This window comes from Caulobacter endophyticus (assembly GCF_003116815.1).
GTDB classification, from domain to species: Bacteria; Pseudomonadota; Alphaproteobacteria; order Caulobacterales; family Caulobacteraceae; genus Caulobacter; species Caulobacter endophyticus.
The window spans coordinates 1-22,361 of sequence record NZ_QDKQ01000043.1; the positions used below are offsets into that span (position 1 = coordinate 1).

General features: G+C 69.2%; 22 protein-coding genes. 18 read left to right on the plus strand and 4 right to left on the minus strand.

The window, feature by feature from the left end:
- From infB to DDF67_RS26335, 9 genes are all read left to right on the plus strand, one after another.
- Window positions 1-2,587, plus strand: a 2,587-nt coding sequence (gene infB, locus DDF67_RS12215; RefSeq protein WP_109101171.1) for a translation initiation factor IF-2, incomplete at its 5' end; no start/stop codon positions are given.
- Window positions 2,588-2,714: 127 nt separating this feature from the next.
- Window positions 2,715-3,227: a DUF2939 domain-containing protein gene (locus DDF67_RS12220; RefSeq protein WP_109101172.1), complete on the plus strand. Its 513-nt coding sequence runs from the start codon at window positions 2,715-2,717 to the stop codon at window positions 3,225-3,227.
- The gene (locus DDF67_RS12225; RefSeq protein WP_109101173.1) at window positions 3,224-3,781 is read left to right on the plus strand and encodes a hypothetical protein; all 558 of its coding nucleotides are present in this window, start codon (window positions 3,224-3,226) and stop codon (window positions 3,779-3,781) included. Before DDF67_RS12220 ends, DDF67_RS12225 begins: the two co-directional genes overlap by 4 nt.
- A gap of 264 nt (window positions 3,782-4,045) precedes the next feature.
- A complete protein-coding gene (locus DDF67_RS12230) occupies window positions 4,046-5,296 on the plus strand; it encodes an aminotransferase-like domain-containing protein (RefSeq protein ID WP_109101174.1) in 1,251 nt (416 codons plus the stop codon).
- A gap of 119 nt (window positions 5,297-5,415) precedes the next feature.
- On the plus strand, window positions 5,416-6,576 hold the full coding sequence (locus tag DDF67_RS12235) for a DegT/DnrJ/EryC1/StrS family aminotransferase (protein WP_109101175.1): 1,161 nt from the start codon (window positions 5,416-5,418) through the stop codon (window positions 6,574-6,576).
- Window positions 6,577-6,640: 64 nt separating this feature from the next.
- Complete coding sequence (locus tag DDF67_RS12240; RefSeq protein ID WP_109101176.1) at window positions 6,641-7,408, plus strand: hypothetical protein; 768 nt, start codon at window positions 6,641-6,643, stop codon at window positions 7,406-7,408.
- Window positions 7,408-8,289 carry a hypothetical protein gene (locus DDF67_RS12245; RefSeq protein WP_109101177.1) on the plus strand — a complete coding sequence of 294 codons (882 nt, stop codon included), beginning with the start codon at window positions 7,408-7,410 and terminating at the stop codon, window positions 8,287-8,289. The genes DDF67_RS12240 and DDF67_RS12245 overlap by 1 nt, the downstream gene beginning before the upstream one ends.
- 107 nt (window positions 8,290-8,396) lie before the next feature.
- Window positions 8,397-9,374: a multidrug effflux MFS transporter gene (locus DDF67_RS12250; RefSeq protein WP_332888324.1), complete on the plus strand. Its 978-nt coding sequence runs from the start codon at window positions 8,397-8,399 to the stop codon at window positions 9,372-9,374.
- On the plus strand, window positions 9,305-9,652 hold the full coding sequence (locus tag DDF67_RS26335) for an MFS transporter (RefSeq protein WP_332888325.1): 348 nt from the start codon (window positions 9,305-9,307) through the stop codon (window positions 9,650-9,652). The genes DDF67_RS12250 and DDF67_RS26335 overlap by 70 nt, the downstream gene beginning before the upstream one ends.
- Here DDF67_RS26335 and DDF67_RS12255 read toward each other — a convergent pair.
- The gene (locus DDF67_RS12255; RefSeq protein ID WP_109101178.1) at window positions 9,649-11,256 is read right to left on the minus strand and encodes a cisplatin damage response ATP-dependent DNA ligase; all 1,608 of its coding nucleotides are present in this window, start codon (window positions 11,254-11,256) and stop codon (window positions 9,649-9,651) included. The genes DDF67_RS26335 and DDF67_RS12255 overlap by 4 nt on opposite strands.
- Before the next feature lie 94 nt (window positions 11,257-11,350).
- On the opposite strand from DDF67_RS12255, the gene DDF67_RS12260 reads away from it, so the two are divergent.
- On the plus strand, window positions 11,351-11,767 hold the full coding sequence (locus tag DDF67_RS12260; RefSeq protein WP_109101179.1) for a PaaI family thioesterase: 417 nt from the start codon (window positions 11,351-11,353) through the stop codon (window positions 11,765-11,767).
- Between the two features lie 5 nt (window positions 11,768-11,772).
- Here DDF67_RS12260 and DDF67_RS12265 read toward each other — a convergent pair whose 3' ends face one another.
- Complete coding sequence (locus tag DDF67_RS12265; protein ID WP_109101180.1) at window positions 11,773-12,807, minus strand: ligase-associated DNA damage response exonuclease; 1,035 nt, start codon at window positions 12,805-12,807, stop codon at window positions 11,773-11,775.
- 26 nt (window positions 12,808-12,833) lie between these two features.
- Between DDF67_RS12265 and DDF67_RS12270 the strand changes: the two genes are divergently transcribed.
- From DDF67_RS12270 to DDF67_RS12280, 4 genes are all read left to right on the plus strand, one after another.
- Window positions 12,834-13,349, plus strand: a complete 516-nt coding sequence (locus DDF67_RS12270) for a PaaI family thioesterase (protein WP_109101181.1) — start codon at window positions 12,834-12,836, stop codon at window positions 13,347-13,349.
- On the plus strand, window positions 13,346-13,765 hold the full coding sequence (locus DDF67_RS12275; RefSeq protein ID WP_058347561.1) for a PaaI family thioesterase: 420 nt from the start codon (window positions 13,346-13,348) through the stop codon (window positions 13,763-13,765). Before DDF67_RS12270 ends, DDF67_RS12275 begins: the two co-directional genes overlap by 4 nt.
- 248 nt (window positions 13,766-14,013) lie before the next feature.
- Window positions 14,014-14,112, plus strand: coding sequence for a hypothetical protein (locus DDF67_RS26055; protein ID WP_233247634.1), 99 nt, complete (start codon window positions 14,014-14,016; stop codon window positions 14,110-14,112).
- A gap of 280 nt (window positions 14,113-14,392) precedes the next feature.
- Window positions 14,393-16,822 (plus strand): TonB-dependent receptor, encoded by a 2,430-nt coding sequence (locus DDF67_RS12280; protein WP_109101182.1) that lies wholly within the window; start codon window positions 14,393-14,395, stop codon window positions 16,820-16,822.
- A 5-nt stretch (window positions 16,823-16,827) separates the two neighbouring features.
- Here the strand turns inward: DDF67_RS12280 and DDF67_RS12285 are convergent, their stop codons facing one another.
- On the minus strand, window positions 16,828-17,805 hold the full coding sequence (locus tag DDF67_RS12285; RefSeq protein WP_109101183.1) for a histone deacetylase family protein: 978 nt from the start codon (window positions 17,803-17,805) through the stop codon (window positions 16,828-16,830).
- A 66-nt stretch (window positions 17,806-17,871) separates the two neighbouring features.
- Between DDF67_RS12285 and DDF67_RS12290 the strand changes: the two genes are divergently transcribed.
- On the plus strand, window positions 17,872-18,726 hold the full coding sequence (locus DDF67_RS12290) for an acyl-CoA thioesterase (RefSeq protein WP_109101184.1): 855 nt from the start codon (window positions 17,872-17,874) through the stop codon (window positions 18,724-18,726).
- A 66-nt stretch (window positions 18,727-18,792) separates the two neighbouring features.
- Here DDF67_RS12290 and DDF67_RS12295 read toward each other — a convergent pair whose 3' ends face one another.
- Window positions 18,793-20,628 carry an HWE histidine kinase domain-containing protein gene (locus DDF67_RS12295; RefSeq protein WP_332888326.1) on the minus strand — a complete coding sequence of 612 codons (1,836 nt, stop codon included), beginning with the start codon at window positions 20,626-20,628 and terminating at the stop codon, window positions 18,793-18,795.
- A gap of 230 nt (window positions 20,629-20,858) precedes the next feature.
- Here DDF67_RS12295 and DDF67_RS12300 point away from each other — a divergent pair, with 230 nt between their 5' ends.
- The 3 genes from DDF67_RS12300 (at window position 20,859) to DDF67_RS12310 (ending at window position 22,310) form a co-directional block, all read left to right on the plus strand.
- Window positions 20,859-21,209: a hypothetical protein gene (locus DDF67_RS12300; RefSeq protein ID WP_109101186.1), complete on the plus strand. Its 351-nt coding sequence runs from the start codon at window positions 20,859-20,861 to the stop codon at window positions 21,207-21,209.
- A 17-nt stretch (window positions 21,210-21,226) separates the two neighbouring features.
- Window positions 21,227-21,622: a hypothetical protein gene (locus DDF67_RS12305; protein WP_233247635.1), complete on the plus strand. Its 396-nt coding sequence runs from the start codon at window positions 21,227-21,229 to the stop codon at window positions 21,620-21,622.
- Window positions 21,623-21,698: 76 nt separating this feature from the next.
- Window positions 21,699-22,310, plus strand: a complete 612-nt coding sequence (locus tag DDF67_RS12310) for a superoxide dismutase (RefSeq protein ID WP_109101188.1) — start codon at window positions 21,699-21,701, stop codon at window positions 22,308-22,310.
- Window positions 22,311-22,361 lie beyond the last annotated feature (51 nt).

Here is a 22,361-nt window from a genome sequence, read left to right on the forward strand (position 1 = left end):
GACGACCGCCGCGGCTCCGCCGCCGGCTCCCGCCGCGCCGCGCGTCGAAGCGCCCCGCGCCGAGGCTCCGGCCGCGCCGCGCGCTCCGGGCCAGACCCGCACCTACGAACCCAGCCGTGAGCGCCGCGACGATCGTCCGACGACCACGACCTACCGGCCGACGCCGGGCGGCGACCGTCCTCAGGGCGATCGTCCCCAGGGGGATCGTCCGCAGGGCGACCGTCCGTTCAACCAGCGCGCTCCGCGCCAGGACGGGCCGTACAACCAGCGCGCCCCCCGTCAGGACGGGCCCTACAACCAGCGCGCTCCGCGTCCGGAAGGCGACCGCCCGCGCGGTCCGCGTCCCGAAGGCGCCGGCGGCGGCTACCGCTCGGGCGGCGACCGCCCGCAGGGTGATCGTCCGCAAGGCGACCGTCCGCAGCAGACCGTCCGCTACTCGGCCCTGGCTCCGCGCCCGGCGCCCGGCGCCGGCCGTGGTCCTGGCGGCCCCGGCGGTCCGCGCGGTCCGCGTCCGGGCGTGCCCGCCTCGGCTCCGGCGACCCCGGAAATCCAGCGCGCCATGCGTTCGGCTCCGCGTCCCGGTGGCGAAATAGGCCGCCGTCCCGACGAGGACGACGATCGTCGCAAGACCGCGAACGCGCCGAACAAGGCCGTGTCGCGCGTCAAGGGCGCTCCGCAACGCCGCGAAGGCCGTCTGACCATCCAGGCCGTGGCCGGTGACGGGGACTCCGCCGATCGCATGCGCTCGCTGGCCTCGGTTCGCCGGGCCCGTGAACGCGAGAAGGAAAAGCGCCGTGGCGGCGCGGTCGAGCAGGCGCGCGTCGCCCGCGAGGTCGTGATCCCCGACGTCATCACCGTGCAGGAGCTGTCCAACCGGATGGCCGTGCGCGGCGTCGAGATCATCAAGTTCCTGATGCGTCAGGGCGTGATGCTGAAGATCAACGACGTCATCGACAACGACACCGCCGAGCTGGTGGCCACCGAATTCGGCCACACCGTCAAGCGCGTGTCGGAAGCCGACGTCGAAGAGGGCTTCATCGGCGCCGAGGACCACGACGATCACCTGGAGGCCCGTCCTCCGGTCGTGACCATCATGGGCCACGTCGACCACGGCAAGACCTCGCTGCTCGACGCCCTGCGCTCCACCGACGTGGCGGCCGGCGAACACGGCGGGATCACCCAGCACATCGGCGCCTATCAGGTTCGCCTGAAGGACGGCCAGCGCGTCACCTTCCTCGACACCCCGGGCCACGCCGCCTTCTCGGCGATGCGCGCCCGCGGCGCCAACATCACCGACATCGTCGTGCTGGTGGTGGCTGGTGACGACGGCGTGATGCCGCAGACGATCGAAGCCATCAAGCACGCCAAGGCGGCCGAGGTTCCGATCATCGTGGCCGTCAACAAGATGGACAAGCCGGGCTCGGATCCGACCCGCGTGGTCAACGAGCTGCTGCAGCATGAGATCGTCGTCGAAAGCCTGGGTGGCGACACCCAGATCATCGAGGTCTCGGCCAAGGCCCGCACCGGCCTGGACGACCTGCTCGACGCCATCCTGCTGCAGGCCGAAGTGCTCGACCTGAAGGCCAACCCCGACCGCACCGCCGACGGCGTGGTGATCGAGGCCAAGCTGGACAAGGGTCGCGGCGCCGTCTCGACCGTCCTGGTCAACCGCGGCACGCTCAAGCGCGGCGACATCGTCGTCGCCGGCAGCCAGTTCGGCCGGGTTCGCGCCCTGCTGAACGAACGCAACGAGCAGCTGACCGAAGCAGGGCCGGCCACTCCGGTCGAGATCCTCGGCCTGGACGGCGTTCCCTCGCCCGGCGAAGCCTTCGCCGTGGTCGAGAACGAAGCCCGCGCTCGCGAGCTGACCGAGTACCGCATCCGCCAGAAGCGCGAGAAGACGCTGGCCCCCGTGGGCGCCGGCGCTTCGATGGCCGACATGATGGCCAAGCTGCAGGACAAGAAGCTGAAAGAGCTTCCGCTGATCATCAAGGCCGACGTGCAAGGTTCGGCCGAGGCGATCATCGGTTCGCTGGACAAGATGGCCACCGACGAGGTCCGCGCGCGGATCATCCTGTCGGGCGCCGGCGCGATCAGCGAAAGCGACGTCATGCTGGCCAAGGGCGCCGGCGCGCCGGTCATCGGCTTCAACGTCCGGGCTTCGGCCCAGGCGCGGGCCCTGGCCGAACGCGAAGGCGTCGAGATCCGCTACTACGCGATCATCTACGACCTGCTGGACGACATCAAAGGCGTGCTCTCGGGCATGCTGGCCCCGATCCAGCGCGAAACCTTCCTCGGCAACGCCGAAGTCCTGCAGGCCTTCGACATCACCAAGATCGGCAAGGTCGCTGGCTGTAAGGTCACCGAAGGCGTCGTCCGCAAGGGCGCGAAGGTCCGGATCATCCGTCAGGACATCGTCGTGCTCGAACTGGGCACCCTGCAGACGCTCAAGCGCTTCAAGGACGAGGTCAACGAAGTCCCCGTCGGTCAGGAGTGCGGCATGATGTTCGCGGGCTTCCAGGACATCAAGGTCGGCGACACCATCGAGTGCTTCACCGTCGAAGAGATCAAGCGTCAGCTCGACTAAGGGCTTTCGCAAGATCCGAACGATGCGAGGGGCGCGGTCCGAAAGGGCCGCGCCCCTTTCGCATGCGGGGAGAGCAGCGTTGCACGAGCGACTGGAATTCGCCGGAATTGGGCGCTAGCCCTAGGCCATGCGCATCAAAGTCCTTCTCGCCCTGACCGCGGTCGCCGCCTCGTTGAGCGCCTGCGCCACCGCCGATCGCTACGACGCCGCCGGCGACGTCCACGCCCTGCTGACGGCGATCCGCAACAACGATCGCGCCAGCTTCGACAGCCTGGTCGACCATCGCGCCCTGACCGGCGCGGTCGAGGCCCGCCTGGTCGAGGAGGCCCGCCGCTCGGGCGCCAAGGGCGGCTGGCAGGCGGCGATGATCGCCCTGGCAGGCCCGGCCGCCGACGTCGCCGGCGCGGCCCTGATCCGCCCCGAGGTGTTCCGCGCCGCCGCCAACTACTATGGCTACACGCCGGACAAGCCGATCCCCGGCCGCATCGCCATCGCCTCGGCCCTGCGCCCCACGGGCGACGGCCGGGTCTGCGCCGCCAAGCGTGACGGCCCGTGCATGCTGACCTTCACCCGCGAGGGCGGAACCTGGCGCCTGTCGGGCTTCGACGCCCAGGCCGTGAACCTGCAGCTCAAGCGATGAGGCGCCTGCCCGTCCTCCTGCTCGCCGCCGCGCTGCTGGGCGCCGTGGCCAGCCCGGCCGCGGCCGAACGGCGGATGTTCTCCTACGACCCCATCTCGCCCGACGCCAGGCGGCTGACGGGGGCAGGGGTAACGGTGCTGTTCGAGCAGGGCCTGCTGAACGCCAGGCCGATCAAGGTGCTGGCCACCGGCGTGCCGGCCCAGGCCCTGCTGCGCAAGGGCAGCCAGAAGGACCTCGGCAAGGGCGGTCTCGGCGCCATGTCCGGCGTCGACGCCGACGCGGCCCTCTACGAGGTCGATGGAACGGCCGAGCAGGGCAAGGTCTATGTCCGCGCCTTCTGCCCGGGGTCCAAGCGCCTGTGGCTCAGCTTCAGCCGCATCGCGCTGCGCCACGACCTGCGGATCCAGGCCTTTGGCGACGATCCCAGGGCGGCCGGCCAGGCGCGCCTGTGCGGGACGCTGGATTTCTCCTATCGCGGCGAATGGCGTCTGCCGTCCGACGGACCGCCCGATCCGAACGAGGACTGGACCGACAGCCTCAACGGCCCGCGCTGAGGCTTCCTGGCGGCCCTGTGAGAAATGCCGGGTTTCCTTCGGGGAGCCGCGCCGTTAGGGTCGCGCCCATGATCGCGAGCGAACGCGGGAACCGGCGCATCTGGCGCCGCCGTTCCCTGGGAACCAACGGACTCGTACGCAGCGCCTGACCGCTAGGGATCAGGCGTGGCGCCTTGGCGCGCCCAGGCGACGGAGAGCCGTCGCCCAAAGAAGACGGCGCCCCAGGGGGCCGCCCGCACGATTATCTCGATCAAGAACGACCTCATGACCATCGACATCCAAGACCTGGCCTCCGAAGAGCTGGCCACCAAGGACTGGGCCGCGCGCTTCTCCACGCGCATGGCCGGCATCCGCGCCAGCGAGATCCGCGAACTGCTGAAGCTGCTCGAGCAGCCTGACATCCTGTCCTTCGCCGGCGGCATTCCCGATCCGGCGCTGTTCCCGGCCCGGGCCATCCGGGCGGCCTATGCCGAGATCCTGGCCGACGGCGCTCAGGCCGCTCAGGCCCTGCAGTACACCGTCAGCGAGGGCCACGGCCCGCTGCGCCGCTGGATCGCCGAGCGCATGACCCGCGACGGCATGCCGTGCGAGCCGGAGAACGTGCTGCTGACCGCCGGCTCGCAGCAGGCGCTCGACCTGCTGGGCAAGCTGTTCCTGGACCCCGGCGCGACCGTGATAGTGGCCCGCCCGACCTATCTGGGCGCCCTGCAGGCCTTCAACGCCTACCAGCCGGCCTATCTCGACCTGCCCGAGGGCGCGCTGGACGGTGATGCGGCCGCCCGAGCGGCCGTGGGGGCCTGTGCGCCGCGCCTGGGCTACTTCGTTCCCGACTTCGCCAATCCCACCGGCGTCAGCCTGACCCTGGCCCAGCGGGAGGCCCTGCTCGACCTGGCCGAAGCCGGGGACTTCCCGCTGGTCGAGGACGGCGCCTATCGCGAGCTGCGTTTCGGCGGCGAGGCCATCCCCTCGCTGCTGGCGCTGGATATCGCCCGCAACGGCTCGATCGAGGCCGCCCGCACCCTGTTCTGCGGCACCCTGTCCAAGACCCTGTCGCCGGCCCTGCGCATCGGCTGGATCTGCGGTCCCAAGGCGGTCATCGAGAAACTGGTGCTGCTCAAGCAGGGCGGCGACCTGCACGTCTCGACCATCAACCAGATGGTCGCCCATCGGGTGGTCTCCGAGGGCTACGACCAGCACCTGGGCCGCCTGCGCGCGGCCTATGGCGGCCAGGCCCGGGCCATGCTGGCGGCGCTCCAGCAGCACATGCCGGCCGGCGTGTCCTGGATCTCGCCCGAAGGCGGCATGTTCGTCTGGCTGACCCTGCCGGCGGGTCTCGACGGCAAGGACCTCCTGGCCCGCGCCCTGACCGACATCCGAGTCGCCTTCGTCCCCGGCGCCCCCTTCTTCGCCGAAGCCCCCGCCGCCAACACCCTGCGCCTCAGCTACTCCCTGCTGCCCCCCGACCAGATCGAGGAGGGCGTCAGGCGTCTGGCCGGCCTGATCGCGAACGGATAGGCGGGGAGGAAGACCCTCCCCCCTTTCCGGGGGAGCATCTCGCCGACAGACAGCCGAGAAACAGTCGGTTACATCAATTGGCTCGAAACCGCCGCCTTTGAACTCTAAGAGCCGCGCCCATGAGCATGCCCTTCATCGACCTCGCCGCGCAGCAGCGCCGGATCCGCGACAAGATCGACGCGGCCATCGCCGCCGTCCTCGACAGCGGCGCCTATGTCATGGGCCCGCAGGTCCGCGAGTTCGAAGCCCAGTTGGCCGCCTTCGGCCAGGCCGGCAAGGCGCTGTCCTGCGCTAACGGCACCGACGCCATCGCCCTGCCGCTGATGGCCTGGGGCGTTGGCGCGGGCGATGCGGTGTTCTGCCCGTCCTTCACCTTCGCCGCGACGCCGGAAGTCGTGCCGTGGGTCAACGCCACCCCGGTGTTCGTCGACGTGCTGCCCGACACCTACAACCTCGATCCAGCCAGGCTGGAGGCCGCCATCGCCGAGGTGAAGGCGCAGGGCAAGCTGACGCCCAAGGTGGTCATCGCCGTCGACCTGTTCGGCCAGCCGGCCGATTATCCGGCCATCAAGGCCATCTGCGATCGCGAAGGCCTCAAGCTGATCGCCGACAGCGCCCAGGGCTTCGGCTGCACCCTGAACGGCAAGCATCCCCTGCACTGGGCGGACGTGGCCACCACCAGCTTCTTCCCGGCCAAGCCGCTGGGCTGCTACGGCGACGGCGGCGCGGTGCTGACCAACGACGCGGTGCTGTGGGACCTGATGGACAGCTATCGCGTGCACGGCAAGGCGGTGGGCCCGGACCTGGAAGGCAAGACCTTCGACCACGATCCGAAGTACCTCAACACCCGCATCGGCATGAACTCGCGCCTCGACACGATCCAGGCGGCGATCCTGATCGAGAAGCTGGCGATCTTCGCCGAGGAGATCCAGCTGCGCCAGGCTGTGGCCGATCGTTACGCCGAGGGCCTTGAAGGCGCGGTGCTGTCGACCCCCAGGGTGATCGACGGCGGCGTCTCGGTCTGGGCCCAGTACGTCATCGAGCACGAGAACCGAGACGGGCTGGCCGCCCACCTGAAGGCCGAGGGCGTGCCGACCGCCGTCTACTACCCCGTCCCCATGCACGTGCAGGCGCCATACGCGGCCTTCCCGCGCGGCGTGGGCGGCCTGCCGGTGACCGAGGCGAAAGCCGAGACGGTGCTGGCCCTGCCGATGCATCCCTATCTGGCGGAAGCTGATCAGGCGGTGATCATCGACGCGATCCGGGGCTTCAACGGCTAAGCTGCGCCTCATTGAGGCCTCAACTTCACGGATTGTGCAGCGCGAAAGTCTCGAAAAGGCCCGCATGCACGATCCGATCACCAGCCTCGTCGTCACGGTCTTCAGCGCCCCCAGCGCGGCCCTGATCATGGCCGGGGCCATCCTGGCCCTGGCCGTCGGCCTGATCTTCCAGTCGGGCCATTTCGAGTTCGCGCCGCTGAAGGACGATCTTCGGCGCCGCGCCGACCTGCTGTCGGACCTGCCCGGGACCGACCGGCAGAAAGCCTTCGCCGAGGCCTTCCCCGCCATCGACAAGCGCCTGAGCGGCACGGCCCATCCGACCCTGGAACTGGGCTGGGCCGCCTATCGCGGCCAGCTGGCGCAGACCGGCGACGAGCGCCTGGCCTCTTCGATCCATGCGGTCGACGCCTTCGAGCATGCCGACGGCCCGGCCCGCACCCTCGAATGGTGGGCCAACCTGCTGGTCGCCATCGGCCTGGTGATCACCTTCATGGGCATCGTCGCGGCCCTGACCGAGGCGGTCGACGCCATGCAGCGACAGGGCGGCGCGGGCATGCAGACCGCGCTGATGGGCCTGCTGGCCGTAGCTGCCACCAAGTTCTGGACCTCGATCGCCGGCGTGCTGGGCTCGATCGTCCTGCGCCTGGTGGCCCGCCGCCGCCGCAAGGCGATCGAAAGCCTTGAAGCCCATTTCTTCGCCCTGCTCGACGGCTGCGTCCGCTTCGCGCCGCCGGAAAAGGTGATGCTGGAGCAGCTGGCCGTGCTGTCGCGCATCGAAGCCGCCTTGGCGGGAAGCGCCAGGGTCCAGCCCGCCGCGCCGAGCCTGGCCTGATGGCGCTGGCCCGCGCCCGCCGGCGCCGCACGCCCGACCTGGAGGAGGGCGAAAGCTACTACGTCTCGATGACCGACATGATGGTGGGGGTGATCTTCATCTTCATCATCATGCTGAGCTATTTCGCGCTGCAGTTCCGGCAGTCGACCAAGGCCCTGACCGAGGCCAGACATCCGGAGACGGCGGCCCTGCTGCAGACCGCCACGGCCTTGACGCCACGTGACGTCACCGTCGAGATCGACGAGAAGGCCCGCGTGCTGTGCGTGCCCGAGACCGTGATCGGCGGCGCCGGAACCGATCGCCGCTGCTTCTCCTACGCCCCGCCGGCCAAGAGCACGGGCGTCGCCGTCGCGGCGGGCGACGCCCAGCGCACGCTGATGGGCTTCCTCGACGCCGACCTGCGCGACGCCGGCGCGCCTCTGGTGGGCGACACCGCGAGCGGGGCGCTGTCGTTCTCGGCCGACGCGCTGTTCGAGCCGGGCGCGGCGACCCTGTCGCCCGGCGGCCGCAAGATCGCCGGCCAGGTCGCCGCTTCCCTGGCCCGGCGCCTGCCCTGCCTGTCCTACGGCGGCCACACCTCGACCACCTGTCCGGAAGGCGAGGCCAAGCTCGCCTTGGTCAATGTCGTCAGCCAGACCAATCTCGACGCCTTCACCGCCGAGGGGCAGCAGGCCGCAGCCCTGGCCCTGGCGCGATCGGCCGCCTTCCACCAGGCCCTGACGGGCGCCCAGCCGGTGCTCGGGGCGCTGCGCAATGCTCCTCCGGGCCAACCAGGGTCGCAGCCCCTGCTGCGGGTCGCCAGCGTCGGCCAGTCGCAGGAGGGCGCCTCCAGGGTCGGCGAGGGCCAGACCGTGAGCATCCAGTTCCAGATGGCCCAGTAAACGGACCCGCGCGGTTGGCGCGCGGGTCCCGTCGGCCTATATGCCGCGCGTTGCGTTTCGCGCCGGCCGGGCGCCTCGCGCGTCCACGGCCGAAGAAAGAGCGCGTCATGCCCAGGGACACCCAGCAGACCACATCGCCCCATGCCGGCATGAGCTTTGCCCAGTTCGTCGCCCTGATCGCGGCGATGATGGCCACCAACGCCCTGGCCATCGACTCCATGCTGCCTGCCCTGCCGCAGATCAGCGCCAGCCTGGGCCTGACCGCCGACAACCAGCGCCAGTGGGTGATCACCGCCTATCTGCTGGGCTTCGGCGCGGCCCAGATCGCCTACGGCTCGCTCGCCGACCGCTACGGCCGCAAGCCGGTGCTGCTGACGGGCCTGGTCCTCTACGTGCTGTTCAGCCTGGCCTGCGCCCTGACCACCTCGTTCGAGATGCTGCTGGCGGCCCGCGCCCTGACCGGCGTCGGCGCGGCGGCGACCCGGGTGCTGTCTGTCTCCATCGTCCGCGACTGCTATTCGGGCCGCCGCATGGCCCAGGTCATGTCGCTGTCGTTCATCGTCTTCCTGGCCGTGCCGATCATCGCGCCGTCGATCGGCCAGGCCATCGTGCTGGTCGCGCCCTGGCGCTGGATCTTCGGCGTCATGGCCGTGTTCGGCGCGGCGGTGATCGCCTGGACCGCCTTGAAGCTGCCCGAGACCCTTCACCCGGAAGACCGCACCCCGATCTCGCCCAAGGCCATCCTGGGCGCCTTCCGCACCGCCCTGACCGACCGCGTGGCCATGGGCTACACCATCGCCGCCACCCTGGTGCTGGCCGGCCTGTTCGGCTTCATCAATTCGGCCCAGCAGGTCTTCGTCGACGCCCTGGGCGCGGGCGAGTGGTTCACCCTGATCTTCGCCGGTATCGCCGGCGGCATCGCCCTGGCCTCGCTGGTCAACGCCCGCATCGTCGAGCGCCTGGGCATGCGCAAGGTCTCGCACGCGGCGCGATCGGCTTCATCGCCTTCGCCGGCGTGCACGCCATCGTCGCCCACACCCACCACGAGACGGTCTGGACCTTCGCCCTGCTGCAGGGCGGGATGATGTTCTGCTTCGGGCTCGTCATGTCGAACTTCGGGGCCATCGCCATGGAGCCGCTGGGCCATATCGCGGGCGCGGCGGCCTCGCTGCAGGGCTTCATCACCACCATCGGCGGGGCCCTGGGCGGCTTCCTGATCGGCCAGCTGTTCGATGGCACGGTCGGGCCGCTGACCCTGGGCTTCTTCGGCTTCGGCCTGGCCGGCATGGTCGCCGTGCTGGTCACCGAGAAGGGCAAGCTCTTCCAGACCGGCCAGGGCGGCGCGCCGGACATGGCGCACTAGGGGTCAAGCATCCGCTCCAGGGTCGACAGCTCGTCGGCCTCGCGGGCGGGCTTGTCCCAGCGGATGCGGTTGATGCGGGGAAAACGCATCGCCACGCCCGACTTGTGCCGGGTCGAGCGCTGCAGCCCCTCGAACGCCACTTCGAAGACGAGGCCGAACTCCAGGTCGGCGCGCACCGACCGCACCGGCCCGAACCGCTCGACGGTGTTGTCGCGCACGAACTTGTCGATCGCTTTGAGCTCCTCGTCGGTAAAGCCGAAATAGGCCTTGCCCACGGGGGTCAGCTTGCGATCGCCTGTCTCGTCCTCGCGCCAGACGCCGAAGGTGTAGTCGGAATAGAAGCTCGACCGTTTGCCGTGACCCCGCTGGGCGTACATCAGCACCGCGTCGACCAGGTGCGGGTCGCGCTTCCACTTGAACCACGGCCCCTTGGGGCGTCCGGGCTCGTAGGCGCTGTCCCAGCGCTTGAGCATCAGCCCCTCGGCGATGGCCGGATCGCCCGCCGGCGGGTCGGCGCGCAGGGCGGCCAGGCCTTCCCAGGTCTTGAAGGGCTGCAGCGGCGAAAGGTCGATCCGCGCCGTCGACAGCCGGCCGACGAAGGCCTCCAGCCGGCGCCGGCGCTGCGCGAAGGGCAGGGCGCGCAGGTCTTCCTCGCCGTCCAGCAGCAGGTCATAGGCGCGGATGCCGGCCGGATGGGCGGCCATCAGCCTGGCGTCCACCGTCTTACGGTTCAGCCGTTGTTGCAGGTCGCCGAAGCTGGCGATCGCGCCGTCGCGCATGACCAGCAGCTCGCCGTCCAGCGCGCCCTCGAAATCCAGGGCCTCCAGCACGTCCGGGAAGGTCGCCGAGATGTCGTCGCCGGTGCGGGTGTAGAGCCTTCGCTCGCCGCGCTCGCTGACCGCCTGAACGCGGATGCCGTCCCACTTCCATTCTGCGGCATAGTCGGCCGGATCGAGCTTGGCGAAGTCCACCGCTTCGTCGATGGCCTGGGCCAGCATCACCGGCCGGAAGCGGCCGGGGGCGTCTGGCGAGGGCCGTTCCGAGCGTCCCTCCAGCCAGGCGAAGAGGTCGCCATAGGGCGGCTCGATCGCGTGCCACACCTCTTCGATCTCGCCGATCGGCACGCCGCCCAGATTGGCGCAGGCCTGCTTGGCCAGGCGTGACGAGACCCCCACTCGCAGGCCGCCGGTCATCAGTTTCAGCAGCGCCCAGCGGCCGTCGGCGTCGAGGGCGTCGAGCCAGCCTTCGATCAGCGCCTGCGCGCCTGCCCGCGAGGTCGTCTTCAGCGCTTCGACCACCTCCGACAGCTCCGGTTCGCGATTGGCGCCGGGCCGGGCGGGCCAGACCAGGGCGACGGTCTCGGCCAGGTCGCCGACATAGTCGTAGGACCAGGCGAACAGCTGGGCGTCCATCCGCGCCTCGACGGCCTTGCGGATGAAGGCCGGCTTGGCGGCGTCGAACGACAGGGCGCCGGTCAGGGCCGCCAGGGCGTAGCCGCGATCCGGGTCCTGGGTTCCGCGCAGGAAGTCCTCGATCAGGGTCAGCTTGGCGTTGCGCGAGGCCGTCAGCGACAGGCGGTCAAGAAGATGGGCGAAGGCGCGCATGGCTAGAGAATGTCGCCGCGAGGCGCAGGTTCAAGCCGCCATGCTTGCGCAAAATTCAAACATTCGTTTAACTCGCAGCCGAGGGAGACGCCCGATGACCTTCCAACCGCCCCAGCCCTTCACGCCCCACACCCGCACCAGCCCGCTGACCGCGCCGTGGGAGCCGATCTACGCCGATGTGCGCGAGGACCGCTGGGTGCTGGGCCTGGAGGCTCGCGAGGCGCACGCCAATTCGCGCGGCGGACCGCACGGCGGGCTGATCGCCGCCCTGGCCGACAACGCCATGGGCCTGTCGTGCGGGGTGCGGATGCGGCGCGAGGGCCTCTCCTTCAACGGCTTCGTCACCGTCTCGCTGGGCGTCGACTACCTGGCCGCGCCCGTCCTTGGCCAATGGCTGGAGTTCGACACCGACTTCATCAAGCCGGGCAAGAGCCTGTGCTACGCCGAGGCCACGGTCCGCGCCGACGGCAAGCCGGTGGCCAGGGCGCGGGGCACGTTCAAGGTCGTCTGAGGCGACTACTCGCCGTCATCCTCGTCGTAGCCGACCAGGCGCAGGGCGCGGGCGGGAATGCCTTCCAGCTCGCACCAGCGCTCCAGGGCCTCTTCGCGGCCGTGGGTGATCCACACCTCGCCGGGGCGCAGCTCGGCCAGGGTGTCGGTCAGTTCGTCCCAGTCGGCGTGATCTGAGATGATCAGCGGCAGCTCGACGCCGCGCTGGCGGGCTCTTGCCCGCACCCGCATCCAGCCGCTGGCGAAGCAGTCGACGGGGTCGGGGAACCGTCGGCTCCAGCGATCGGCCAGGGCCGAGGGCGGGGCGACGATGATGCTGCCGGCAAAGTCCCCGGCCTTGCCGCGCTCGACGGTCGCCGGGGCCAGCGGGCCCAGGTCGACGCCATGGGCCTCGTAGAGGCGGTTCAGCCGCTCCATGGCGCCGTGCACGTGGATCGTCCGGTCCCAGCCGGCCTCGCGCAGCAGGGCGATCACCCGCTGCGCCTTGCCCAAGGCATAGGCGCCGACCATATGGGCGCGCTCAGGGAACTGCTCGACAGACTTCAGCAGGGCGGCGATCTCGCCGGCGTCGTCGGGATGGCGGAAGACCGGCAGGCCGAAGGTCGCTTCGGTGACGAAGACGTTGCACGGCACGGGCTCGAACCGCGTGCAGGTGGGGTCGCGGCGGCGCTTGTAGTCGCCGGAGACGACGATGGTCAGGCCCTTCCAGCGCACCACCGCCTGGGCCGAGCCCAGCACGTGGCCGGCGGGGACGAGAGAGACCTCGACGTCGTTGATCTTGACGCTCTCACCATAGGCCATCGGCTGGCGGCCGACGACGGCGAAGCCCTCGCCGTAGCGCTCGGCCATGATCGCCAGGGTCTGGGGCGTCGCCAGCACGGTGTTATGGCCGGCGCGGGCGTGGTCGGAATGGCCGTGGGTGATCACCGCCCGGTCCACGGGGCGGACCGGGTCGATGTAGAAGTCGCCGGGCGGGCAATACAGCCCTCCGGGCTTCGGACAGAGAAGATCCTGGGGCTTTATCACGGCTGGATAAGACAACGCGCGATCCTGTAAGCCTATCCCTCATGAGCGAGACGGACCAGAACGAACAGCACCGCCTCATCGCCAAGGCGATGAACGAGGGAAGCCCCCAGGCCAAGGCCCTGGGCTTTTCCACCCTGGAGATCGGCGACGGCGTCGCCATCCTGAAGGTGCCCTACCGCACCGAGCTGGTGGGCGATCCCGAGACCGGCGTCATCGCCGGCGGCGTGGTCACGACCCTGCTCGACCATGCTTCGGGGCAGGCGGTTCACGCGGCCATGAGCCACTGGACCTCGATCGCCACCCTGGACCTGCGCATCGACTACATGCGGCCAGCCGAACCGGGAAAGGACATCCTGGCCCGGGCGCATTGCTACAAGCTGACCCGCTCGGTGGCCTTCGTGCGGGCCGTGGCCTACGAGACCGACCCCGAGGATCCGATCGCCGCCGCCCAGGCCGCCTTCATGCTGGATTCCAGCGCCGGCAAGAAGGCCGGCGCCAACCTCAAGCCGCCGGGCTCCAGCAAGCCGGAGTCGGAAAAGAAGGAGGGCGGCCAGTGAGCGAAGCCCAAGATCGCCTGGTCGCCGTACTCGGCGCCATCCCCTACGCCCGCTTCATCGGCATGAAGGCCGAGCTGGCCGGCGATGAGATGACCGCCATCCTGCCGTTCTCGCCCGAGATCGTCGGCAACCCGATGCTGCCGGCCATCCACGGCGGGGTGCTGGGCGCCTTCATGGAGATGACGGCCCTGGCCCAGCTGTCCATCGCCGAGACCCTGAAGCGCCAGCCGCGCACCATCGACGTCTCGATCGAGTATCTGCGCTCGGGCCGGCCGCTGACCACCTATGCCCGAGCCCAGATCAAGAAGGTCGGCCGGCGCATCGCCAACGTCCATGTCGAGGCCTGGCAGGAACAGCGCGCCGCGCCGATCGCGGCCCTGCGTGGCCACTTCCTGCTGACCGGGGCCGAGGATTGATCCTCCCCCGGTTGCGGCGGCGGGGCGCAAGGCGTTCCCGCCGACTCCACGTTCTGTCAGGTAGCATTTCTCCTTTAATATGGAATTCACGCTCACATTAATCCAATGTAATGCGCATTACGGGTCTGATAGTTTCTTAAAATGGCGTCATGACGCAAAGGTAACGGGTGTTCGTCCCCCGCCCGTCCTATACCTGTTTTCACCGGACGCGGACGTCGCGCCGGGCAAACAACTCAGGGACTAGACCAATGACCTTCTCGAACAACGCCTTCGCTTCGCTCGCCAGCCTGGTGCTCGCCGTGCTCCCCCTCGTCGTCGTCGCCGGCTTCATCTCGCCGAGCATCTGAGTGATCGCCGCGTAGCTCCGCCGGCTCGATCCCGGCGGAGCATGGCGAAATAACACTACCAGAAAGAATAGATCGGAAAGAATTCGAAACTTACTTGTTTCAATAGATATCAGAACGTTGCCTTTGCAGCGAACTTGCAGCGATATCGTCGATATTCGACCCTATAATCGCTTAAATATCGTCATCAAACATTGAATTACGATCTCTAGAAATCCCGCCTTCGCAGGGTTTTACTTCGCATATCGGCGAAGTTGCTGCGAGCAAGGGGATATTCCTAGAGATGAACAGAACCAAGCTGGCCTGCCTGGCCACGACGGCGCTGTTCGGCGGCCTGCTTTCGGCCACCGGCGCCTTCGCCCAATCGACCGCCACCACCGAACTCGACACCGTCGTCGTCACCGCCGCCTCGGGTCCCAAGACGATGGACGGGACCATGGTCGCCGAGACGGCGCCCAAGGGTAAGTACACGGTCACCAACGAGTTCCTGAACCGTCAGGCCGACGGCCAGACGGTGCTGCAGTCGCTGAACCTTGTGCCCGGCCTGGTGTTCACCAACAGCGACCCCTACGGCTCGTCGGGCGGCAGCATCCGCCTGCATGGCCAGGACGGCGCCCACATCGGCTTCCTGGTGGACGGCGTGCCGCTGAACGACGGCGGCAACTACGCCATCTATTCCAACCAGCAGGTCGACGCCGAGCTGATCCAGCAGGCCAACGTCAACACCGGTTCGACCGACGCCGACTCCGTCACCGCCTCCTCGACCGCAGGCGTGATCAACTACACGACCCTGCGCGCCACCAAGGACTTCGGCGTGGTCACCAAGGCCGGCGTCGGCACCGACAACTTCCGCCGCGCCTTCGCCCTGCTGCAGACCGGCGAATTCGGCCCGCTGGGCACGCGCGCATGGATCGCCGGCAGCTGGCAGAAGTACGACAAGTTCAAGGGTCCCGGCACGCTCGAGAAGAAGCAGGTCAACGCCCGCATCGAGCAGGACCTGGCCAAGCCGGGCGACTTCCTGGCGCTGAACTTCAACTACAATGAGAACCGCAACAGCAGCTACTACGCGCCCTACCTGACCAACGCCGACGCCTCGGTGGCCGGCGACGTGGCGACCTACGGCGAGGACTACGACTTCAGCACCACGCCGGGCACGTCGAGTTACTACGGCCTGCGCATCAACCCATCGAACACCGGCACGATCCGCGCCCAGTCGCGCTTCACCCTGCTGCCGAACCTGAAGCTGACGGTCGATCCGTCGTTCAACTACACCCTGGCCAACGGCGGCGGCTCGACCAGCCTGTCGGAAACCTCGATCCAGCTGAAGAACAGCGCCGGCGCGGGCGTCGACCTCAATGGCGACGGCGACACCGGCGACACCGTGCTGGTCTATTCGCCCAGCAACACCAACACCCGCCGCTGGGGCCTGAACACCTCGCTGATCTGGGACGTGGCCGACCACCACCGCGTGCGCTTCGCCTATGCCTGGGACGAGGCCCACACCCGCCAGACCGGCGAGTACAGCATCCTCAACAGCAACGGCGACCCTACCGACGTGTTCAGCGGCAAGGACGGCTACGGCGTGGCGGTGCTGACCGCGGACGGCGACGTCGCCCAGAAGCGCAACCGCAGCTCGGTGGCCACCTTCAACCAGTTCAGCGTCGAGTACCGCGGCGAATTCCTGGACGAAAAGCTGGTCGCCAACATCGGGGTGCGCCTGCCCACCCTGGACCGCGAACTGAACCAGTACTGCTACTCGCGCGCCGGCTCGACCACCTACTACTGCTCGTCGATGACCCCGACGGCGACGGCCGCCAAGGCCGACGGCGCGGTGGCTTCGGTCGTCACCGTCAACGGCGCGACCTACTTCTCGCCGTTCTCGGCCAAGAAGAGCTATGACGACACCCTGCCGAACGTGGGCCTGTCATACCGCGTCGGCGACAACCATTCGGTCTACGCCAGCTATTCGGAGCAGATGTCGGCGCCCAAGGTCGACAACCTCTACACCCTGACCAGCACCGGGGCCCTGGGCAATGTCGAGCCGGAAACCGGCCAGACGGTGGAAGTCGGCTACCGCTTCCGCACGCCGACGGTCATGGCCTCGGCCAGCGTCTACCACACCAACATCCAGAACCGGATCGTCACCACGGTCGACCAGAACGACGGCACCTACATCGATCGCAACGTCGGCGACGTCGAGATCCAGGGCTTCGACGCCCAGGCCCAATGGCGCCTGGACGACAGCCTGACGATCTACGGGTCGATGGCCTATACCGACGCCAAGCTGCAGGACGACCTTGCCGTCAGCTACAGCGCGACCACGGGCCTGGCCACCTATGCCGACACCGCCGGCAAACAGGTCGTTGAGACCCCGAAGTGGACCTTCGCCGGCCGCCTGACCTACGACATCGGCAAGTTCCAGATCGGCGTGCAGGGCAAGTTCATCGGCGAGCGCTACATGACCGACGTGAACGACCAGAAGCTGCCGCACTACACGGTGTGGGACGCCGACGTTCGTTACGACCTGGGCGGCGACGGCTGGAAGAAGTCGTACCTCCAGCTCAATGTCACCAACATCTTCGACAAGTTCTACTACGGCAACCTGTCGGGGACCCAGACCAGCGCCACCCCGGGCGATCCGGGCTATGCGCGCACCTACGCCTATGTCGGCGCGCCGCGTGCGGCGGTGCTCAGCCTGCGGACGGCCTTCTAGAGGCTTCAGATCGCGTGAGGAAGGGGCGGCTCGGCGACGGGCCGCTCCTTTTTCATGGGCCAGAGGGCTGCGGCCGTGCGGTGCAGGATGGCGTGGCGGTCGGCCAGGCGGTCGATGTCGGGATCGTAGCCGCCGCCTATCACGCCGACTACGGGGATCTCTCGCTGAAGGCAGGCGCCCAGCACCCGCGCCTCGCGGGCGGCGATGCCGGCGTTGGTCAGGGCGAGGCGCCCCAGCTTGTCGTCAGCATGCGGATCGACCCCGGCGTTGAAGAAGACGAGGTCGGGGTCCACACGCGCGATCAGCTCCGGCAGGATCGCGTCGAGACGGGCCAGATAGGTCTCGTCGTCGGTTCCGTCCGGCAGCTCGACGTCGAGATCGGAGAGGGCCTTGCGGTGCGGGAAGTTCTTTTCGGCGTGCATCGAGAAGGTGAAGACACTGGGATCCTCCTCGAAGATCCGGGCGGTGCCGTCGCCCTGGTGAACGTCGAGATCGACGACCAGCACCTGCGAGACACGCCCCTCGGCCTGAAGCAGCCGGGCGGCCACCGCCACGTCGTTGAACACGCAGAAGCCCGCCCCGGAAGCCGCTTCGGCGTGATGGCTGCCACCGGCGGTGTTGCAGGCCATCCCGTGCTCCAGCGCCAGGCGGGCGGCCAGGATCGTGCCGCCGGTCGCCGCACGGGCGCGAATGGCGACGCTTTCGCTGTTGGGCATGCCGATGCGGCGCACGATGTCGGCCGGCAGGGAAAGCTCGACGACGCCCCGCACATAGTCGTCGGTATGGGCCAGCCTCAGAACCTCCAGCGGCGCGAACTCAGGTCTGTGGAAGCCCGTCGGCCCCGGAAGGCCCTCGGCTTCCAGCAGGCTGGCCAGCTTGGAAAACTTGTCCATCGGAAAGCGGTGGCCAGGCGGCATTTCGGCCCGGAAGGCGGGATGATGGACGATAGGCGGCATGGCCTGAAGGATGGGCGCCGCGACCATGCGGCGCAAGGCTGACGCTATGGGCAGGCTTGCTCTGGCCGTCCGTGAAGCTTATCGCAGCGCACCATGCAGACGCCCGAGAACCTCGCCGAGATCCTGACCCTCGAACCGATCGAGGTGAACCTGTTCCGGGGCATCAGTCCCAATGACGGCTTTCCGCGCATCTTCGGCGGCCTGGTCATCGCCCAGGCCCTGACCGCGGCCTATCAGACTGTGCCCGAGCGCGTCTGCCACTCGCTGCACGCCTACTTCATCCGCCCCGGCGACGTGAACGCCCCGGTTCTGTACGAGGTCGAGCGCGCCCGCGACGGCGGCACCTTCACCACTCGCCGGGTGGCCGCCATCCAGCATGGCGAGCAGATCTTCAACCTGGCCGCCTCGTTCCAGACGCCGGAAGTGGGGCTGGAGCACCAGTTCGAGGCGCCGAACGTTCCCGCGCCCGAGACCCTGCCGACCGAGGCCGAGTACCTGCGCAGCCTGGGCGACCAAATCCATCCCAAGATGCTGGCCTTCATGGAGCGCCCGCGTCCCGTCGACCTGCGCTGGATCGATCCGCAGAACCCGGTGAAGCCCGAGAAGAAGTCGGGCGAGAAGCAGGTGTGGATGCGCGCCGTCGCCCCGCTGGGCGAGGACATCCGCATGCAGCAGGCCGCCCTGGCCTATGCGTCCGACATGGCCTTCATGGAAAGCGCCCTGCGCCCGCACGGCCTGATCTGGACGACGCCGGGCCTGCAGGCCGCCAGCCTCGACCACGCCATGTGGTTCCATCATCCCTTCGACTTCAACGACTGGACCCTGTTCTCCCAGGACAGCCCCAGCGCCTCGCAGGGCCGGGGCCTGGTGCGCGGCCAGATGTTCAGCCGCGACGGCAGGCTGGTGGCCTCGGTGGCCCAGGAGTGCCTGATGCGGATCCGGAAGTAGGCGCTCCGCGCGCTCCTTCAGTCGCTTTGCGACACCTCCCTCTCTGGGGGAGGCGAGCCGCAGGGGTCACCCCCGCCCCGTTACCGAGGCCAGCGCGCGGGCGATCTGGTGGACGTTGTAGGGCTTGCGCACGATCGGGGCGTCGAAGCCCATGGGCGCGGCCTTGTCGGCATAGCCGGTTGCGAAGACGAACGGCCGCCCCTCCTTGCGCAGGACCTCGGCGACGGGCGCCACGGATTGGCCGTTGAGGTCGGCGTCGAGCACGGCCGCGTCGAAGCCCAGCTCCAGCATCGACAGGGCCTCGCCCAGTTCGGCCGCGCAGCCGACCACCTGGACGCCGCTGTCCTCCAGGCCCGCTTCCAGCTCCATGGCCAGCAGCAACGAGTCCTCGACGATCAGAACCTTGAGGCCGGCGATGGCCCCGGCGCGGAAGTTGTCGTCGCCGCCGCCGATGGTCTCGACGATGCGCTCGGGCTCGGCCGGCGCAGGCTCTGGCTCGGGAGCGTCGGCCAGGGCGGAAGGCGCGGCGTGGATCATCGCCGTGACGCCGCTGCGGCGGTAGTCGATCTTGGCCTCGCCGCCCAGTTCGCGCCCGACCACGTCCTCGACCAGGGTGGCGCCGAAGCCGCGCGTGGTCGGTTCGCTGGTCAGCGGACCGCCGGTCTCCAGCCATTCCAGGCTGAAGCCGCCCTCGGGCGAGCGGCGCCAGACGATCTCGACCCGGCCGGTCTCGGTCGACAGCGAGCCGTATTTCACGGCGTTGACCGCCAGTTCGTGCAGGGCCAGCGACAGGGCGGCCGCCGCACGCGGGGTCAGGAACAGCTCCGGACCGTCCCAGCGGGTCTGGGTCGGCGCCAGGCCGCCGAGTTCGGCGGCGGCGATGCGGCCCAGGGTCGCCCCGCGCCAGCGGGCGGCGCTGATCAGATCGTGGGCCGAGCTCATCGACTTCAGCCGCGCGGCGAAGGTCTTGAGGAAGGCGTCCAGCGATGAACTCTTGCGGGCCGACTGGGCGGCGACCGACTGCACCACGGCCAGCAGGTTCTTGATGCGGTGGTCAAGCTCGGCCACCAGGTTGTCGCGCTGCTCGTCGGCCTCGCGCTGGTCGGTGATGTCCTGCACCACGCCGATCAGCAGGTCGGGCTGGCCCTCGTCGTCCAGCACCATGACGCCGCAGCCGCGGCTCCACTGTTCGTGGCCGTCCGCGCCGGGCGCGCGCCGGTACTCGACCTCGTAGCGGCCGGTCTCGCGCAGCTGGGCGCGCAGGTCCTCGCGGGTGACCTCGCGATCCTCCGGATGGACATAGGGCCAGACCGCCTTGCCCTCCTGGGCCGGCATCTCGCCCGCCGGAATGCCGCTGATGCGGGCCATCCGCTCGCTGATCCGCAGGCGGTCGGTCTTGACGTGCCACTCGAATTCGCCGAGCCGCGCGGCGCCCAGCGCCAGGGCCAGGCGCTCGCCGTCCAGCAGGCGCTCGGCCGCAGCGCGGGCCTGGTCTGCGCCCCGGATCAGCTCCTCGATGGCGAGATCCGCCAGCTCTCCCAGGTCCTCCAGAAGGTCGGGGGAGAGATTCGTGCGCGGTTTGTCGTCCTCGACGGCCAGCACCCCGACCACCAGGCCGCGCGGATCGCGCAGGGGGGCGCAGGCGAAGAAGGCCGCGTCCGAGATGTCGACATGCTGGGCCGAGCGGCTGCAGCGCAGCACCAGTTCGGCCAGCGGCGTGTCGCGGGAAATGGAGTCGGCGTCATGGCCGATGCGGCCGGCCAGGCGGATCCGCTCGGGCTCTATCAGCATCAGCGCGGCGCGCGGGGCGTCGAACAGGCGAGCGGCCAGCCGCGTCAGACGTGTAAGGCGCGGGTCGTCGGCGTCCTTCCACGCTCCGGCCAGAGCCGTCGCCGCCCGCACCCTGCGGGCCTCCTGGTCCGATGCTCGTTCTGCATCCGCGTCCGCCATGATTCGAACATAGACCGGCTTCTCGCGTGGCGCGAGCGGGGATCGGATGCTCCAGTGCGATCTCCTGTGGTGAAGCTTTTCGGGTCGCGCTAAGGTGGGAACTGGCCGTGCGGGCTCCGCGTTGTCGGGGCGCAGCTTGAGCTGCACTTCCCGCAAAGCCTGCCGCGAACCGGAGACGAGACATGCCCGCGAACGCCTTGAACACCGCTCAGAACGAAGCCGACAAGGCGACGGCCGCCGCCGGTGCGGCCGCCGAGCACGCCGAACGCTCCTTCGCCGAGGCCGCCAGCGCCGCCAAGGCCAGCTTCGCCGACGCCGCCAAGCGCCTCGAGAAGAACCTGGTCGACAGCTTCGACACCCTGCGCGCCCAGAGCCGCACCTACACCGACACCGCCGGCCAGCAGCTGGAAGACGCCCAGAAGTACGTCTCCGAGCGCGTCCGCGAACGTCCGATCACCGCCACCCTGGCCGGCCTCGGCGTCGGCGTCCTCCTGGGCCTCCTGCTCGCCGGCAGCCGCAGCCACAACAAGTGATCTTCGAAAAGACCCTGATGACGCTTGCAGCGGCCGCGGCGATCGCCGCGGCCGCTGCCGTGAGCGTATTCGCCGCCGCCTTCGCGCTGTACGCGGTGCTGGCGCCGATCCTGACCTCGGCCGGCGCGGCCGCGGTGGTCGCCGCCGCCTTCGCCCTGATCGTCGCCCTCACCGGCCTGATCGTCGCGGGCCGGGCCGAAGCCGCCTCCGCGCGTGCGCGCCACGCCGCGCCGCCCCATGTGGACGGCTTGACCGAACGTCTAGTGGACATGGTCAAGGACCGGCCGCTGCTATCGATCGGTGCGGCCCTGGCCGCGGGCGTCTTCGCGCTGAAGAACCCGACCTTCACCGCATCGGTGGCGTCCGCCTTCATGGCGTCGCGCCGAGCATCGACGCCTCCGCCGCCGCGCTGAAGTTTTTGTAGCGCGGGTCCCTATCTTTTCATCGCCCCCGGCCCATCTTCCGGGGGCGTTTCGCCATGGAGCAACCATGTTCAAGCTGCCTGACCTGCCCTACGCCTACGAGGCGCTGCAGCCGACCATTTCGGCCAACACCCTCCACTTCCACCACGACAAGCACCACGCCGCGTACGTCAACGCGCTGAACGGTCTGCTGCCGGAAGACGACAGCCGCTCGCTGGAAGCGGTCATCGCCGACGCCGGCCCGGGCAAGGTGTTCAACAACGCCGCCCAGGCCTGGAACCACGCCTTCTTCTGGGAATGCATGGCTCCGGCCAGCGCTGGTCCCGGCGAAGCCCTGGCCAAGGCCATCGACGAAACCTTCGGCGGCCTGGCCGGCCTGAAGGAAAAGTTCGTCGCCGAGGGCGTCGGCCACTTCGGCTCGGGCTGGGCCTGGCTGGTCGCCGAAGGCGACAAGCTGTCGATCATCTCGACCCACGACGCGGACGGCGCCATGACCAAGCCGGGCGTGACCCCGCTGCTGGTCTGCGACGTGTGGGAGCACGCCTACTACCTCGACCACCAGAACAACCGTAAGGGCTTCCTGGAAGCCTGGTTCGACGCCCTGCCCAACTGGGCGTTCGCCGACGCCCAGTACGCCGCGGCTCAGGGCCAGGGCGAAGCCTGGAAATACCCGGTCTGATCGACCGTTCGAGGGCCGACCTCGAGAAGGGCGGGATCGCAAGGTCCCGCC